Below are 17,644 nucleotides of genomic sequence, written 5' to 3'. Positions count from 1 at the left end.
TACGCGCCGTCAAAAGAGTCTGGGTCATTGCCGTGATCGTTGCGATCTTCATTTACCTCGGTGCGGAGGCGACTAACGTCAGGGTCGTCCTGCTGGTAGCATTTTCTACCAACGTTGTCGCTGCCCCGTTCGGTCAGGTTCTGACAACGTGGGTAGAAACCGGATCCTTTCGTCACGCTGCACCCACGAACCTTCCGACAACGGGTGATGCTGCAGTATTGTCACAGCGAAGGCAGTCTGACGCCGCCACTGCACTCCTGGTTGCTGGAGTTAGCGTTTATGCGCTCCTCTTCACCAGCCTTGCGTTCGTAACCCAATTGACCAGCCTTGACCGGCTTGAGAACGCAAAGATGCTCTTCTTCACCGATATCGGCGATGTCGAAGCTCAAAAATACCTGATCGGCTCGCTCTTTCTCGTGATAGCTGTCCCGGCCATCACCGCGGCCTGCGTGGCACTAGCGGGATCAAACCGGCGACTTTCGTTCCGCGCCTTCTGCGCCGGAACTGCGCTTTCACTGCCCATCTACTTCCTCGCCGTTCAATTGATCGGACTGCCTTCGGGTATTGGAGACGTCACGCAACCAAGCACAGCGCTCGGCGGGCGGTTTCCTTCCATTCCAGGCTACCCCGGGTTCGAGATTACGGCCAGGTTGATCCAGTATGCGATGCTCCTTGCATTCGGCTGGGCTTTGCAGTCTACGCATGGGGAGTGGCAAATCTGTCCAAAGCGATGATCAGTCTCATCAAGCGAATCTGCACAAAGGCAGAAAAAACGCCGCGATAAGAGACTGCACACTGATCGAGCCTTGTAATCATGAGGTGCCCTGTTCGAATCAGACAGGGACACCCACAGTCTCAAGCACTTAGCCCGGTCGTAGTGACCGGGCTAAGTGCTTTCTGGAGTTCATGTAGGCACAGTGCAGACATTTGGGGTTTGCGTCGATCCATACGTCGATACCCGGCTTTCGCGCGTACCAACCAACACGGGACATCAAGCAAGGGGCATAAGGGTCGCACGCCGGCGCCAAGCCTGCGTGCGGTAAACTGGCCGAATCGGCACGTTTCAAGATACCTGCCGTATGCCTCCTCGTACCTCGCAATCAAATCAGCAAGCTCGAACCGCTGCGCGCCAGTGCATGAGCAAACCAATGCTTTTGCCCATGCCTCGCCAGGATTCTGATCGCCTCTCGCTACAGAATCACCTCGTGCTCTCCGCCCTGGAAGCCCATCAGGGTTCAGCGTCCCGTTTGCCCATTCTCCTGCAAATGGTCATGTTGACGAGCGTTATTGACGACGCCCGATCGAATGAGATCTGACCTGAAGCGCTCGTCGCTGCGGAGCAGAGTATCAACGAAGCCTTTTTTCGGGGGCAGGAAACGGATCAATGGTATCTCCACGGCCGCCCACTAGAGCTATGCCGGGCGCTCAGCACGTGGCACGACAGGCAACTGCGGACGGCGCCGCTCCACATCATCGAGAAGCCATCGAGCGACTGGAGAGACCTAGGACGAGCGACCTGCCAATCGAGCACTCCGATCGCCGAATCTCATCAATCGATCCTAACTCCGCATTGGACCCACATCGCTTCATGGTGATTTCACGGCGATTCCTGATTTGTCGTCCACGAACAGATTTGCGTGTTCGCCACGCGTCGTGGACGGGCCGGGGCCTATTGCTGGATCGTTGCGTCCCTTAGCTGACCGGCAACAAACTGTGCGCTCGCCTTCTGCACCGCCAACGCCTGCAACTGCTGACGGATCGTGTCCTTCGCCTGATCGAACGGTGGCACTTGAGTCGGCCGCTTCGCGTCGAGCTTCACAATCACGTACAGCGCACCGTTCCCCTGCGCAACCGTGATCGCCGCAGGCGTCACTGCGCCGACCGGCAATTGCGTGATGGCCTGCGCAACCGGGAATGGCAAGCCCTGCGTCTTGCCCTCCTCGACCGGTGTCCTGAAGCTTAACCACGACATCTCACCGCCGGCCGCCTTGCTTGGCGCCACGCTGTACTGGCGGGCGAGCGCATCGAACGCGACACCGACCTTCAGTTGCGCAAGCACTGCGTTCGCCGTCGCCTCGTCCGCCACCGAGATGATGCGCGGCTTGTACTCCTCCTTGCCGAGCGCGGCGACAATCTCGTCATAACGCGCCTTCACCTGTGCATCCGTCACCGCCTCAGGTTTAATGCTGTCCTTCAGGAAGAGTTGCGTTTCTGCATTCACTTTCGCAGCGCTCATCGCCTGCAGCACCTCGGGTTTCGTATCGTAGCCCTGTTTCTCCGCGCGCTGCCGGAACAGTTCGCGCGCAATCAGTTGCGCCCTGAGCGCCTGGCGCACCTGTGGCGTATCCGGCTGATGTGATGCCTGCAAGGCTTCATCGATTTGCGTGGCCGGGATACTTACCCCGTTGACGACCGCAATTGTTCCAGCGGGAAGCGCGACCTGTGCCGCCATTGGTTGGGCAGCCGCATCGGTCTGAGCCATCGCGGGCGTACCAAGATTCCAGGCCAGGGTCGTAAGCGCAATCGTGCGCAAGGAGCAGTTCATCAGTTTCATGCCTAAAAGTTCCAGTTGAATGTTGCAAGTACCAGCGTCGTCTTCGGTCCGAGGCTCGCCGGTTGGGCCAGTGCACGACCGACGGTCAGTTCGCCCGAGAGCATCTGCTGGCGCCACTGCCACTGCGCCCGCAGACCGGCACCGGTTGCAGCCAGCGTCGGAAAACCGGGCACAGCAATCAGGCTCGCCTTGCCTGCGTCGAGGAATACATACGGCTCGAGTCTGCCGTCGTGCCAGGCCGGCATGTTCACCCAGGCGATCTCGTTGCGCGAATAGAAGCCGCGGTCTCCCGCGATTTCACCGGACCGGAAGCCGCGTATCGTGTCCATGCCACCAAGATAGAGCTGCTCGGAGCCGTACAGTGCGACGTTCACGTATTGACCGCCAAGCGCGCCGCGGTAAGCCGACGAAACCGGCCCCAGTTTCGGCAGCGGCACGGTGAAGGTGGCGGTCGCATCGAGCTTGGTGAACTGGCTGTGCGCATCGGTACGGTCGATGCCATGCGCGTCGTGGTCTGCCTCCAGCCACGGAAGCCCCTCGGACAGACCCGCATCGAGCGTGATGTTGCCCGGCGCGTCGTTCAGCACGAACTTGCGCAGCCAGTTGCCGCCAAATCGCAACACCGCGATATGTTGCGGGTCAAGATCGATATCGTTCACCTCGCGATCAGTCCGGCGCCACGACAACGTCGCGTCAAGACCGGCCGTTCCCGCCTGGGTACGGTCCAGTGCATAGTTCCAGCCCAGAATGTGGCTGAGCGTATTGCCATACTCGAGCGCCGAGGTGCCGATCACCTGCTGGTAGTCCGACTCCGAGAGCGTATAGCTGAACGTATGGCGACCGTACGGTATGGCGAAAGAGCCGACGAACGCATTGCTGTCCGCACTGTCGACGAAATTCAGGTTGACGGATTCCTGCAGGCCGATGAGGTTATCGGCTTCGACGCCCGCGCGATACCGCGTGAGGCCGGTCGATTCACTGCCGTAATTGTCGACGCCAAACGTGTAATACAGGCGGTCACCCGGCCGGTTGTTGATCGCAACAATCGAGTCACCCGGACTCTGGCCCGGAAGAATCTGGATTTCCGCCTGGTTACGTCGCAGACGGTTGATCTGGGATACCCCCTGATCGATATCCGCAATATTCAGCACGTCGCCAGGCGCGGCGGGAAACGCCCATTCCGAACCCGCGTCTGTGAAGAGCCCGCCGCCTGCCGACTTTTCATTCGTCTTCAAACGCGGGCCAAGCGGCTTGCCATTAAGCGTGTAGCCCGCAATGCGGCCAACCTGTACCCGGATCTTCAGGGTGCCCGATTCGAGATTCTGCGGGCCCAGAAAAGCGCGTGTCGTGATGTAGCCCGACTTCACAAACGCGTCGGTCAGCCTTTTAAGCAGCACATTGAGGCGATGCGAGCCGAGCGCGTGACCGACGAACGGCGCGATGATCGCGTCAATGCGTTTTTGCGGCAGCACGGTGTTGCCTTCCACGTCGATTCGACTGACCGGAAAAGTCGGCCCCGCTTCGACAATCTGGTCGACCGGCGTGTCTGGCGGAATGTCGAGCGACGTCTGCGGCGCCGCTGCCGGCAACGATATCGATGCCGGTGGCTGCGCAAGCTGACGCTGTGTGGCCTGCGCGCGCTGCTGATCGATGATCAGTTGCGCGGGGTCCTGGATCGGACGCACGGGCGGTGGCGAGGGTGGTGGGGGCGGAGCGCCGGGCGGCGTCTGGGCGTGAACTGTCATACCCTGCATGCAACCGATCGCGACAGCACGCAACAGGGCAGCGCGTTTTGCACGCGTCACTTTCACAGCGTCCCGCATCAGCGCCACCACCAGGTCGTCAGGCCCAGATGCTGGCCAATCTGCACCGGCGTGGTGGTGGGGGCGCGAAGCGTCGTGATCCCATTCGTTGCCGAAACACCCGTCGCTCCGGTGATGTAGCCGCCATCGATGAACGCCTGCCCCACCAGTGTCACCGAACCATCGGCCGTGAAGCCGCCGCCGACGTCCGTGGCAATGATCTGCGCCCATGTGCTGCCGAAGAATGCCTTGAACCCACGCTCCTGGTTGATCGCCGAATATCCGGTGACACCTTCTGCGTAGCTCGTCGGCGCCGAGACTTTGAGATCGCCAGCGGCAAAGACATTGCCGCCGATATTGCTGGCGCTCGTCCCCGCCGTGATGGTGATGTCCTTGCCGGACTGGATCGTGCCGCCGTACGGCATCACCGTACTCGATGCGCTCGCATGACAGAAAATCCAGCAACCCTGCGAATAACTCGCCTGACCCGCGAAGACTGCCTCGTTGGTGAATGCCTGTTGCGCGGTAATCGAGACGTTGCCGTCGTTCGACTGGATGATGCCGCCGGAGTTGGTGAAGTTGCGGCTGGCGATAGTCACCGAACCGCCCGTCGATGCGATGTAGGCGAGCTGGTCCGGTTGAGCGACGGTCCCATAGTCCACGTAGAAACCGTTCGTGCTGTGCGTGAAAAACAGGAAGCTGCCACCCTTGTCCGAGTAGGCAACGGGCTGGCCGCCGTCGATACCGCTGGTGTGGTCGATCACGTTGAACACGTCACCCTGAGCAGTGAGGCTCGTGTTGCCGTTCGACAGGATCCGCGCGTTATCGTTGGTGATATCGCCCTTGGCCGTCAATGACGCCACTCCATTAGCCGAGAAGATGATGCCAAGGTTCGCGGCGGTCGAGCGGTTCGTAATGCTGCCGCTCGCGCTCAGCGTCACGTCACCGCCGCTTGCCGTCCCGTTGGCCGCAATTGCACCGGCCTGAATCAGGCTGCCTGTGCTGGAAATATCGCCGGTGCTGGTCAGGCTGACGGCACCGGTCAGCGCGCTCAGGATCGACGGCCCGGTCGCATCGTCGCTCAGGCTGATGCCGTTTGCATTGACCGTGACGCTGTGGGTGGCGGATACCTGCGAGCCTTGCATCGAGAATGCCCCAGGCGTCGTGATCTGGATATCGTTCTCGGCCTTGATCGAGCCATCGGCCACACTGATGTCGCCCTGGGTCGAGACCACCACATCGCCCGCGCTGGCGTAAATCGCGCCGAGATTGCGAACCCCCGCGCCCTTGTCCGTGATCACCAGTTGCACCCGCCCGCCGGTTATGCCGCCGAGTGCCGTGATGTCCACCGCCAGCGCCGAACTGGTCGCACCGGGAGAGGTGGAACTGACGAGCCAGTCGTGACTATTGTCACCGGGGGAGTAGCTTGTGTCGTAGGTGTCCGTACTATCGCCCACAATGGCACGCACGCCGCCAACCGAACTGGTGAAGCTGTTTGTGACCGGCCCGTTCACCGAGAGCTGCTTCGCGATCAGGTCGAGGTTGACGAGGGTTCCGGAGAGACCGCCTGGGCCAATCGTGATGGCTCCACCGTTGGTCGTTAGCACAACGTTGCGTTGCGTTACGCTGGTTCCCTGCGTCGAATCCTGGAAGCTTACCTGGCCGGTCGATACGACGACGTGTCCGGTGTTGAAGAAGCTGCCACCATCAATTGTGACGCCGTTCGGGTCGGCAAGGATCACGTTCGCGCGCGGACCGAGGACGTTGATCGGCCCCTGGATCAGCGATGGATTGGTGCTCGTCACCTGGTTGACGATGGTGCGTGCGTTCACGCCGACGTTGTTCAGGTCGGCGCCCGCCGAAGTCACGTTGAACGAGGAGTACGTGTTGTTCGAGACGCCGCCGACCGTGGGCGCGAGGGTCACCGTCTGGCGGCCGGACGACGATGCGCTGACGCCTGTCGCCGTGCCGCCGTCAGGAACAATGCCCGCGGCCAGGACGTGGGCGCCCGAGAGTGCGAACGATGCGTGAACGGCGACAGACAGTATGGCGCGGGACGTATGCGGCAGGCGCATCGTCGCTTGTTTTGTGGTGTTCAAATGCTTCCCCGATTCTTGTTTCTTGTGGTTCTTGATGCCGAATAACAATTGGTTGTACTTCCCTTACGCTGAGCAGCGAATTCGATCTAGCGGCTCTTCATTCGACACTCCTCGTTATCCAGCTGCTCCGGCATCATGTACGTGAATTTCGTACAGCCCCAAAGCCATCACCACATTACAATTCCGGGAGTGTATGGGCCTTCAGGGGGCGGTGCCACGAATATTGATCCGTCTTTGCTCCAACGAATCATCAGGTTACAAACCGCTTGACGTTGCACGTGCGCGTGCGTCATGTGTGTGCTCCTAACAGGGGAGGTTTTGATGTTGAACCACAACGACCAATCGGCAATTAACCCGGCCGGTGACGGCCCGGCACCGCGCGGCAATTCCGGTATTTCCACGGCACTGCCGCCCGACACGCAGCAGGACACAAAGCGGGATTGTGCCTCCGAGTGGATCCAGAGCGCGATGCGGACTTCGAAGGAAATGCACCGCAACGAAGACTTCCGCCGCGAAGTCGCAAAGCGGCTTTTCTAGCCAACCGGTGTACGCACACAACCGCCGCGAATTGCTCAAACCGGACGACGGTGCCGCGATGCTCGCAGAGACCATAAAGCACGAACCCGCCCGAAGCCGGGTCTGGTTCACTGCTCATCGATACCGCCGTGGCCGGGTAAAAACCGGCGCTTGCCTATCCTGCCCGCACGTTGAACCGACCTTCATAACGTCAATTGCGACGCAGCCATTTTTCAGGTCGGCACGGGCCAACATGGAGACCGTCTCGACGAACAAATATCGGCCAGTTTCCCACGAGAGAAGCGTTCATATCTCCGGTCGTCAAGAACTCAACCGACTGGTAAGGGAAGTACCATCCCTCGTCATCTTCCACGATTCGAGAATCAACAATGGAATAGGGCACTCCTCCAGGTTTGGTCTGTTGTTCCGCGAGATACTCAAGCGCCATCCTCTTTGCAGTGACAAGATCCAGCGTCATGGCAGTATCCCAAATTGAAAGTGCGAGAAGTTCTGGAAGTTAGCAGCGCCACTACCGCCAATTTGACCATCGATGTAGTTCACACTGCCATTTTGCACGACAGCATTCCATACGTGCCCAGTAACCCCGTCCGTTCCGTACACAACAGCTCGTGTGACCATTTCCACCAGCGAGCAGCGCGGACTCGATATTCTCTTGCGTCGTCCAGCCACTAAATGTAGTCCCATACATCTGACCGAGTTGACTAAAGGGCACGGGCGTTGCTCTGGGCAATGCACTAGCTGGATTCCCGGTAGTAAGTAAGTTGTCGACAACCGCTACGCAGTTCGTACAGTTCTGCAACGACCCCGTGGGGTTAACATTCTTGACACTTCCCGCATCCGCAGCAAACGCGCCTGCGCTGTCTGTGGCTTGTTATCCATTCACAAAAATTCGGGGCGAGCCACCTTGGGCATATTGTCATAGGCACTGAGTACTACCTGCAGCGGCGTCAAACTTGGGTCATGATCACAGTACACAATCTTCAACCAAGTGGCCGCTCTTATGTACTGCCCCCCTCCCAACCACGTTTCTTCTAGGTTGGCCTGTAGCATTCTTCGTCCCGCAGTAAACAACTCAGCTGCGTCGAACTGTTGGCGTTCTCGGTGCAAGCAAAGTAGGTAACCATACTCATATGGCGTCAGAGTTTTTCTTAGCGACGGTTTTGTCTCACCGACCCAGCGTTCGTATGTGTCAATTCCCGCATCGAAGCCACCGTTATGCTCTCCACCGAGATAAGCAAACGCCATGTAATCGCCCAAGCCTGACTTAACGATTTCGTTTGCTGACCAAGGGCGTTTTTCATAGCGCCAAGCCGCCTCTTCAAATACACGAGCATTGTCCCAACAGCCTTCCGCGTTCCACCCCGTCTCAAGCCATTCACCAATAGCCCTAGCCCAATGCAAAGTTCTACGATGAAGATTTTTATCAACACCAAACCCCTCATCTTCCTCAATAGCCCGATCCAGCCACTCATTTGACCTATGAATCACAAGCGAAACTTCCTTATGAAGGCCGACCAACCAAGCGCTGATGACGTCTCCTATTTGGCTTTGAGCCACGTTCCCCATGGGTCGATTCGGATCATACTTGGTATCCAATAAAAACTGGAGTAACGCACCATCCCGACGCAGCTTAGCCTCTCTCGTTTTTTCCGGATCAAATCTCATCTCTTCCTCAGCACGGCTTTCCGCCACAGAATTTCACCTGAACCGAATTTTTTACACTGCCTGATCCGACCGTATTGGCAGTAAAGTTCCCATCCTGCAAATTCTGAAGTGCGTTATTAATAGTCGACTGCGGCAAATTCGAATTTTCTATTGCGCTTACCGCCTGATTAACAGCATTATTCACCGCATCCGAGCCCGGTGTAAACGTTGGGGACGACTGTATCGACTGACTGCTGCTGCGGAACTTGCTATCCCAAAGCGTAACATTACCACTCGCGTCGACCGACACCACGTCGGCACCGTGCGTACCCACCGCGTCACCGTATGCCACTACAGTCTGCCCAGGCAGCTCTGCGACCTGATTAGCCAAGTTCAGTTCTGCAACGTATCCGTTGAGCTGAGAGTTAGCAATATTGGGATTGGTCGAATTCAAAATTGTCGGCTCATAATCCAGACCTGCCAGTGGGGTAGGCAATGCAGGATTAAGCGTCACACCATTGGAGACACGGAGCGTTGCAGCGCTATCTGTGGCACGTCATCTTAAAATTGCTCGAATTGTGTCACCTAAAATAACCGCCGCTTTGCTGCATCCTCCTCGTTTTTCAGCGTGTATTCGCAATTCTTTCCATATTCAGCCTCCAACTTCTCTCTTGCCTCATCCAAGTTTTCCGCAATCAAAACGACGCGCTTACCGGGCTGCTCCGGACCATCAACCCAAACTATTGCATGGTAGGTTTTCATAATTCACACTCAGTATCAGCATCTCACTTATAGGGAGCCAAGCATGCTCCACTATTACAGAATCCACCAATTGTCGTCCCCCGGCTATTAAGAATGGAGTTGATTTGCGCCGGGGTCAAATCTGGGAAATTATAAACGTTGACCCCCGACATATGACCAAATGCGTTCATGTCAGCCTGATACAAACTTGAATCAACGATCGTAGTCCCATCCGCCATTCCATGAACACCAGTAATAATATTGACTTCTCCAGTGTACAGGCCACTATTTACGAGACTAGCAAAATCATTCTGCGAAATGTCGCCAACAGACGTCCATACCTGCCCGCCTGCGGCGTTCGTCGAAGAAGAAAAAATCCCACCATATTGCCCCAAGCCTCTTGTGCCCGACACCGCGGTGTCTGTGGCAACTGATTCGGCGAACGCCGAAGAAGCAAGAGTGCCAAGCCCGAACGTGCCGTAAAGCTCACCCAGCGCACCAAGCGCCGGATTGCTGTATTGGAAATATGGCACGTAATCCGGCATCCCCGGCAGCGAGAAGGTCGCCGCGTTCAGCGCCGTATTCCCGATACCCGCGAGCACGTCGGTACCTGCCGCCGACTCCATCGCCGGAACGTCGGCTCCTGCATTGAGTGCATTGCTGACGTTGTTCGCAACCGCCGTAAGCCACTTCCCGCAGGAGTTGTGCTCGCAGAAATTGTTCAGCGTCTCGTTCTGCGCCGCCGTCACCGCCCCCTGAACATTGAGCCCAAGCGCGCCCGCGACACTGCCACTGACGAGCGTTTCGACCGCAGCCAAGGCAGCAGGCGAGAGGTTACCGCTGCTGTTGATGATCGGGTTCAATCCCGCCGACACGGCTCCGCCAATGGCACCTCCGGCGCATCCACTCCCTTCCGCCGCGCTCGCCGCACACCCGAGAATGGCGTGCTCAGCTACATTTTCAAACGTCAACGGATCGGTACTGCTACCGATATCGAACGCCCCAGCCGCCGCCACATCCGAGACCGCAGCGTTTTTCAGGTTGTTCAGGAAACTCCCGCCCTCCAGCGCGCTCTGCACACCCGCCTGAAGGGTCGCTTCACCCGCAATCGCCACGCCCTGCTCGGCCACATTTCCCGCCAGCGTTGCAGTCGACTGCGGAATCCCCGTCCCCAGCCCCGGCGTGACACCCGCCAGTTGCCCCAGCGTGCTCACCCCGCCCGGCAGCGAACTGGCGCCACCCAGACTGAAGCCCAGTGCTCCGGTGTTGCTGTTGTACGTGATGCCGTTGGTCAGTCCCGCGGTCAGCATCGCGACGCCGCCGGATTCGAACATCGAACCAACGCTGAACGGACCGTTGCCCGCCGCCTGACCGAGCGCACTGCTGGCCATTGCCGCAATACCGGCTGACAACGCGATATTCCCCAACCCGGCCGCAACGCCCGGCACTACGACACCGCCGACGGTCGTGCTCGCCGTAGCGGCTGCAAACGTACTGCCTGCGGGTGCGGCGGCGCCGATCACGGCAGATGCCGCGCCCGCCGTCATGACCGATGCGACGACCATGACGGCCAGCATCCCGATTTCCTGGAACAGCCCCTCGCTATCGGCCGTCGATTTGAACGTCGTCTGCAGATTATTCTGAACCGTGCTCTGGGTAAAACTGTCACCCAGTTGCGCCTTGAGCGCAGCCAGCTGCTGTTCGGTTCCCGTGGTATCGACAGTCCCGTCGGCGTTGAGCTTCTGCAGCGCCCCACCGATCTGGTTCACAGCGTCGACGTTCATCTGGTAGTTGCCCGCCGACATGAATCCGCCGTCCTGCACCACCGTCCCGGTCGTGGTCAGCAACCCGTAGATATCGGGCAGATACGTGTACTGCGTACCGATGTCGGTCGAACGCTGCTCGTTCGTCAGCGTCCCCGCATTGACCGTCAACGTACCGGTCGCACTGATCGAACCCGTGTTCGTGATCGTGCCGCCGTTCGACGCGGTCAGCGTCACGTTCTGACCGCTGATCGTCCCGTCGTACTGAACCGCCGCGTAGTTCTGCGGCAGATAAACCTGCGGCATCAGCGCCGTCACCGTCGGGCAGGTTGCGTTACCCGTTGCCGTGCAACCTGGCTCAGGCACCGTCTCTTCGACGTACCACAACATCGGCGCGTCCAGCGAAGCGATCTGCGACTGGCTGAGCGCCGTCCCCAACGCAATTCCATTCGTCTTCGCATACTGGATCGCATTGCCATACAGATCCTCTTTCTCCTGATCCGTCACAGAGGCCTGCGTCTTGCTGTCGTAGCTGAGGCCGCTAATAAAGCTCGCCTGGCCGGTCTGCGTCAGGGCCGCCTGCTGCAGCAACTGGTTCTCGGTGAACGGGTCGTAGTAGAACTGCGTGGTAGCCGGTTGCAGGTTCGCCGGCAAATTGTCCAGCAACTGGGCCGGCCCGACGCCACCTATCACCGCGGAGGCCGGGTTGTTGATCAGGTAAGTGACATTCGCTCCAGCCTGCGCCGTCGTGCTGGACGACACCGCGACACCCGGCGAAGCGGGCACGGAAATCGATGCGACCGTGATGGCCGGCACGCTCAGCGATGTCGGGCTCTGGCCTGCCGACGTACTCCCTGCCGCGGCAAGCGAACCGCTCGCCGCTACTGTGATGCCCCCCGCGATACCCGAGGCGCCCGACAGACCACCGCTGACCTGCCCGATGAGACCAGCCTGATTCACGGCATTCGCCACCACGACCGGTGTACCGACCGGCCCGAGCGAGATCACCTGCTGCGAGCCCGTTGACTGCGGCGTATAAGTGCCCGGCGACGTCAGACCGTTGACGATCGAGGCGCCGGTGACCGAAACCTGCTGGCCCATGACGTTGCCGGAGTTCTGCACCTGTCCGCCGGCGGTCACGGCCAGCGACGGCGCCTGAATCGTCCCAGGCAGGCTCCTGTACGGCGTGGGTGGCTGGACTCCGTCGCTCGTGTTGTACGCGCTGCCGAATAGCGTCGCGCAATTGGACGAGGTCCCACAGCCAAAATTGTCCGGCGGCACCGAACCGCCGATCACGCCGCCATAGAAAGCGTCATGCCAGTACGCATTCAGCGTCTGGTTCTGATTGGTCACCGTTGACGTAGCCGCGATCGTCACCTGGGTTCCGGCGGTGATCAGACTGCCGGTATTGACCACGGTACCGGCAGTGATCGCGACGTTCTGGTTCGCCGAAATCGTCGACGCATTGCCCGACTGCTGATCGACGAAGGCATCGCAATAGTGGTACGAGGCACCGCTACAGCCATACATGGCCGTTGTGCCGTAGTTCTGGTAGATCTGAACCGGGGCTGACAGGCTGTTGGTCAGCGCTGCCGTGCTGATCGCAAGGTTGCGGCCCGCCTGGATGTTGCCCGATGTGTTCGTGACGTTTGAAGCTTGCGTGAGGTTCGTCTGCGGATTGTCCGGATCCGTATTGTTGCGGGTCGTCCCGGCTCCGCCGATCACCACGTCGCGCCCAGCGGTCAGATTGCCATCGACGTTGGTGACGGTCGGTGCAGCGATGATCAGATCGCGCCCTGCGAATACCGTGTTGCTGGTCTGCGTGTAGCTGTAAGTCTGGGTACTGGTCTGGTCGCCGTAGATGCTGGCTGAATCGTTGTTGGGCCCAAAGATCGCGTAAAAGTGCAGAAGCTCCTGTGCGGCCGCAGCGTTGGTCAATGCGTCGGTAAAATTCTGCCCCGGGCGCTCGTACATCACCATCTCGTTGGCAGACCCCAGCGTCGTCCCGAAGTAACCGCAATCCACTGCCGCGACGCCTGCGACACAACCGGTGCTCGAGGTCAGGCTGGAAGCGTGATAGCCCTGATTCGTAAAGCTGTTTGCTGTGATGACGAGGTCCTGCCCGGCGTACAGATTGCCAGCGTTCGTCAGGCTCCCACCGGTACCGGTCAACGACAGGTTGTTGCCCGCGACGATCTGCCCCGCGCTTTCGCTGGTATAGGTCGTCAATGTGGAGATCTGCGCGGCGGGTGGAGCGGTACTCGTGATGATGTTGGCCGAGACGCTCACCGGGTTGCCGCCCGGGTTGTTAAGTCCGGCATCGGTCAGTCCCGGCATCGCGACCAGTGAGCCCGCCCCATAGGCGGCCTTCAGCTGGGTGAGGAAGCTCGCATACGAGGCCGCGTCGATGCTGTCGCTAATTGTGGTGACGCCGGTATCGCCCCCATTGTCGAGCGATGAGACGGTCAACGACACGTTGTTGCCCGCCGAGATCGTGCTCCCATGGTTGTTGAGGGCACCCGTGGTGATCGACAGATTCTGTCCCGCGGCGATTACGCCGCCCACGCCCGATGGTTGTGTGGTCGTAGTTGTCTGGTCAACCGTCGGAAGCGCGATGCCATTGAACGTACCGCCGCCCAGATCGGGCGCGGTCGAAGTCGTCGCGGTCGATGGCTGCAGATCGCCTACCCGACCCGTAATGGTCGCGGTATAGTCAGTCGTCGTTCCATCGGGCGTCGTGATGGGATCGCTCAGAGTCAGCGATCCTATCGGTGAGGACAACAGTGCTGCGCCAAGACCGGCGGCGTTGACCGTGGTCGTCGTAACCGTGGTCGTCGTGGCATTCGCACCGGCCCGGCTGTTATCCACGTTCGCGGCATTGATCGTGATGTTGTTCTGTGCGGAGATCATGCCGCCCACATTGGTCAGGTTTCCTGAGAGATTCGCGTTCAGGTCCCGCCCGGCCTTTGTCGTCGCGCCACTATTGTCGAAGCTGCTCCCGTTCAGATTGACGTCCCGTACCGCGGCGATCGTGCCGGCGTTGGTCGTGACACCGGTCAGATTCACGTCCTCGTTCGCGTGAATCGTCCCGCCCGCTTCGTTGACAACCGTACCGGAGAGATTGACGTCGCTGCCCGCCGAGATCGTGCCGCTATTGTTCAGCGTGCCGTTTGTCGACAATGTGATGTCGCCGGCCTTGCTGATCGTTCCGCTGTTGCTGATGCCTTGCGTCGCGTTGATCGCCACGCTATTGCCGGGCATCGCCCACGTACCGGCATTGTTCAGTTGCAGCGTATTGATCGTCAGCACGTTGCCGAGGTTGAGCGTGCCGCTGGCTGCAGCCGACGGATCGAATACCTGGTTCTGCAGATTCAAGGTCAGATTGTTCTGGGCAAGTATCTGGCCACCAGTGTTGTTGAACGTGCCGTTACCGCCCATCACCGTCACGGTCGCGTTGCCCGGCGCACCGGGTGTCGTCGAGCTCGTGTTGCCCGCGAACAGGATGCCGTTCTGATTGCCTGCCAGATTACCCGTCGTGATGTTCAGCAGGTTGGTGCCGATGATGGCGCCGTTGTTGTTCGTGAGCGAGCCGGTGGCGCTGACGCCCGTCGTCAGACCGGCAATCGACCCCTGGTTGCTCAGGTTCGTCGCGTTGACGGTGGTCGCGGCGGTTGAGATCAGGCTCGCGTTCGTACCGTTCGTGACATTCGCGCCGGTGACCGATAGCGCGCCCCCCGCCAGCACGTTGCCCGTGTTCGTGACGGCGTTCTGCCCCGAGATCGTCGCCGAACCCTGCACCAGGGTCTGGCTGCCCGCCGTCGTTGCCTTGTTCGATGCAGTCGCCGTCAGGTTGCCGCCGATCAGTGCGCCGCCAGTCGTCACATTCGCGCCGGACACGGTGGCATTGCCGACGACGTTCAATTGACCGGCGGACAGATCGACGCTGTTCTGGGCGCTCGCAGTGAGGTTGCCCGAGACCGTCGTGGTGCCGCCGGTCGTGATGTTGGTACCCGTTAGCGTCGCGTCGCCGCCCACCTGGGTCGCGCCTGTGACCGCGAGTGTCTGCCCGGCTGACAGGGTCGCGTCACCGGTTGAATTCAGCCCGCCCTGGGCCAGCAGGTTCCCCGTCTGCGCCGTCAGTGTCGTCGCGCCCAGGCTGGTCACGCTCCCCGTCACGGTCAGGTTGCCCGTGGCCAGGCCCGATAGGGTGCCACCGCTCAGCACCGCACCGTTGATCGTTGCGTCACCGCCGTTGGCCTTGAGCGTTGCGTTGCCCACCGAAGTTGCGGCACCGACTGCGAGGCTCGTGCCGGCCGTGGCATTGAGATTGCCGCCCGTTTGCAATGAGCCGGACAGGTTGATACTTTGCCCGGCCGTCAGCGTCGCATCGGATCCGAACTGTGCCGAACCGCCACCCGACAGATTGCGCCCCGCGCTTAGCGTGCCAGTCCCGTTCCCGGCAAGCGTGCCTGAAACGATCACATCGGTGCCGGCCGTGAGCGTCGTATTGCCACCGCTGGCGAGAGCGCCATTCACCGTGGCCGCACCGGCCGTCGCGGTGAGCGTCGCGTTGCCCGCAGCGCTCGCGGAGCCGACCGTCAGGCTGGTACCTGCGGTCACCGCCAGGTTACCGCCCGTCTTGACGGCACCGGGCAAGCTCACGCTCTGCCCTGCGCTGAGCGTGGTGTCCTGACCGAAACTTGCCGTGCCGCTCGCGGTGAGATTGCCCCCTGCGCTCAGCACGCCCGTGCCGTTACCCGTCACGTCGCCCGCTACGTTCAGATCGGCACCTGCATTCAACAGCGTGTTACCGGTCGCGCTGACGTTGCCGCCAAGCGTCATCGTCTGTCCGGCGTTCGCGTTCAGATTGCCGCTCGCCTCTACCCCTCCGGTCGTGGTCACGTTGCCCGTCTGTCCGACCAGCGAAAGATCGCCGGTCGCCGCGACCCGTCCGTTCACGGTTGCGCTACGCTGCGCTACAAGCTGCACTGTGCTGCCACCGGTCACCGACCCATTCACCGTCGCGTCGCGGGCGGAGGTAATCGTGATCGTCCCCGGTGCGGCAGCTGCGCCGCCCACAGTGAGGTCGCCGTTGCCGGTGGTGCCGCTGGTGATCAACGACAGGTTATTGCCGGTCGCCACCGAACCCACGGACATATCGCCGCCAGACTTCAGATTGACGCTGCCGTTGGACTGCGCCGCGCCGAGGCTGAAACTGCCGCCCGCCGTCATGTTCAGGTCCTGCACTGACTGTACGGACGCAGTGGCAGCCGCGATGTCGCCTGCCGCGTTGACGGTGTACTGATTCGCCAGGCTCCCGCCAGCCATGCTTATCGTGCCTGCGCCCGAGAGCGTCGCGCTCTGCTGCGCGTAGGTCGAGGCGACGGCAATGTCGCCATTGGATGTCACCGTGAGATTGCCCGCGGTCGCAGAGAGTGCGCCTGAGGTGTTCACGCCCATGCCGGCGGCCGTCGACACGATATAGATCTGCCCGCTTGTGACGGATCCGTACTGATTCGCATCGATCGCCACCGCGTTGTTGCCGATCGACGCCGCCGTGTTCGTGACACCGTTCGCTGTGGTGCCGTAATTCGTCCCCGACGAGTCGGTGGTGGCAGGCGTCACCAGTTGGTTGCCGGCAATCAGATTGATGCGCTGGCTCGCGAGTAGCGGCGCGTTAAGGTTGATCGTCTGCGCAATCACATCGATATTGCCGACCGTGCCCTCGATCCCCGAACCCGGGCCGTTTGTGCCTGCGGGTCCGTTGATCGTGATGTTTCCCGACGTAACGTTATACGCAAGTGCGCCGGCGTTCGTGAAACTCGTCGAGGTACCGCCTACGGCCGTGAGAAACTGCGGAGTCCCGGTGGTCAGCACCAAGCTCGAAGAGTTGGTCAGTGAAAGTCCATTTACTGAAATTCCATTCGGATTACTGATAATGATCGAAGCGGGACTGCCGAATACCTCGAGTGGCCCGACCAGTGTCGAAGCCGGACCCGTGGAAGTGACCTGATTGACGATCACGCTCGCCGTGCGCCCCGCGAGGTTCGGATTGGGCGCCAGTGTGCCGCCGAGGAGAGGTGTGCCCGATACGAGGCTGTTGTTCAGAACCAGTCCGGTGCCGTCGATATCGAACGTCTGATAGCTATTGATGCTGATGCCATTGGCATTGGGCGCGGCAATATTGACGGCGGGTACGCCCGTGCTCGTCTGGGTAATCGTCGGCTGGAACTGAATCGGTGCACGGGGGTCCACAATCGGCGCAGCCTGCGCGATCTCGTCGAACAGGACCAGAAGCGGACTCAGATACATCACGACCGCCATGACCGACGCGGTCGCACGCATCCACCACGGCCGGCGTGCATCAACGCTCAACACGCTAACTGCAAAGCGCGCCGCCTCACGTGCTGCGTCCCGTTGCCCCAGACGCAGGGAGATTTGTTGCCCCGATTGGCCCATTTGTTGTCAGGTTATTCGTTTTAATTGAACTGCTTTGCCAACACT

Annotated in this window: 11 protein-coding genes; 2 read left to right on the top strand and 9 right to left on the bottom strand. The window is 60.3% G+C overall.

What is annotated here, in order from left to right:
• Positions 1–32: 32 nt before the first annotated feature.
• Positions 33–734: a hypothetical protein gene (locus BUS12_RS31725; protein ID WP_074301265.1), complete on the top strand. Its 702-nt coding sequence runs from the start codon at positions 33–35 to the stop codon at positions 732–734.
• A 935-nt stretch (positions 735–1,669) separates the two neighbouring features.
• On the opposite strand, the gene BUS12_RS31720 is transcribed toward BUS12_RS31725, so the two are convergent.
• The 3 genes from BUS12_RS31720 to BUS12_RS31710 form a co-directional block, all read right to left on the bottom strand.
• Positions 1,670–2,554 carry a peptidylprolyl isomerase gene (locus BUS12_RS31720; RefSeq protein WP_074301264.1) on the bottom strand — a complete coding sequence of 295 codons (885 nt, stop codon included), beginning with the start codon at positions 2,552–2,554 and terminating at the stop codon, positions 1,670–1,672.
• A gap of 2 nt (positions 2,555–2,556) precedes the next feature.
• Positions 2,557–4,299 (bottom strand): ShlB/FhaC/HecB family hemolysin secretion/activation protein, encoded by a 1,743-nt coding sequence (locus tag BUS12_RS31715; RefSeq protein ID WP_074301808.1) that lies wholly within the window; start codon positions 4,297–4,299, stop codon positions 2,557–2,559.
• A 77-nt stretch (positions 4,300–4,376) separates the two neighbouring features.
• A complete protein-coding gene (locus tag BUS12_RS31710; protein WP_367117671.1) occupies positions 4,377–6,455 on the bottom strand; it encodes a two-partner secretion domain-containing protein in 2,079 nt (692 codons plus the stop codon).
• Positions 6,456–6,776: 321 nt separating this feature from the next.
• Between BUS12_RS31710 and BUS12_RS31705 the strand changes: the two genes are divergently transcribed.
• Entirely contained in the window at positions 6,777–6,992 is a 216-nt protein-coding gene (locus BUS12_RS31705) for a hypothetical protein (protein ID WP_074301263.1), read from the top strand.
• A gap of 190 nt (positions 6,993–7,182) precedes the next feature.
• Here BUS12_RS31705 and BUS12_RS31700 read toward each other — a convergent pair whose 3' ends face one another.
• From BUS12_RS31700 to BUS12_RS31685, 6 genes are all read right to left on the bottom strand, one after another.
• Positions 7,183–7,449: a YrhB domain-containing protein gene (locus tag BUS12_RS31700; protein WP_074301262.1), complete on the bottom strand. Its 267-nt coding sequence runs from the start codon at positions 7,447–7,449 to the stop codon at positions 7,183–7,185.
• Complete coding sequence (locus BUS12_RS39850; protein ID WP_367117690.1) at positions 7,446–7,610, bottom strand: toxin glutamine deamidase domain-containing protein; 165 nt, start codon at positions 7,608–7,610, stop codon at positions 7,446–7,448. The genes BUS12_RS31700 and BUS12_RS39850 overlap by 4 nt, the downstream gene beginning before the upstream one ends.
• Before the next feature lie 261 nt (positions 7,611–7,871).
• Positions 7,872–8,657 carry a hypothetical protein gene (locus BUS12_RS31690; protein WP_074301261.1) on the bottom strand — a complete coding sequence of 262 codons (786 nt, stop codon included), beginning with the start codon at positions 8,655–8,657 and terminating at the stop codon, positions 7,872–7,874.
• Between the two features lie 7 nt (positions 8,658–8,664).
• Positions 8,665–9,150: a hypothetical protein gene (locus BUS12_RS38510; protein ID WP_143788515.1), complete on the bottom strand. Its 486-nt coding sequence runs from the start codon at positions 9,148–9,150 to the stop codon at positions 8,665–8,667.
• A gap of 71 nt (positions 9,151–9,221) precedes the next feature.
• Entirely contained in the window at positions 9,222–9,398 is a 177-nt protein-coding gene (locus BUS12_RS39020; RefSeq protein ID WP_171991740.1) for a hypothetical protein, read from the bottom strand.
• 23 nt (positions 9,399–9,421) lie between these two features.
• Complete coding sequence (locus BUS12_RS31685; RefSeq protein ID WP_253190238.1) at positions 9,422–17,518, bottom strand: beta strand repeat-containing protein; 8,097 nt, start codon at positions 17,516–17,518, stop codon at positions 9,422–9,424.
• Positions 17,519–17,644 lie beyond the last annotated feature (126 nt).

The organism is Paraburkholderia phenazinium (assembly GCF_900142845.1).
GTDB lineage: Bacteria > Pseudomonadota > Gammaproteobacteria > Burkholderiales > Burkholderiaceae > Paraburkholderia > Paraburkholderia phenazinium_A.
This window is presented reverse-complemented; position numbering and strand designations above follow the sequence as displayed.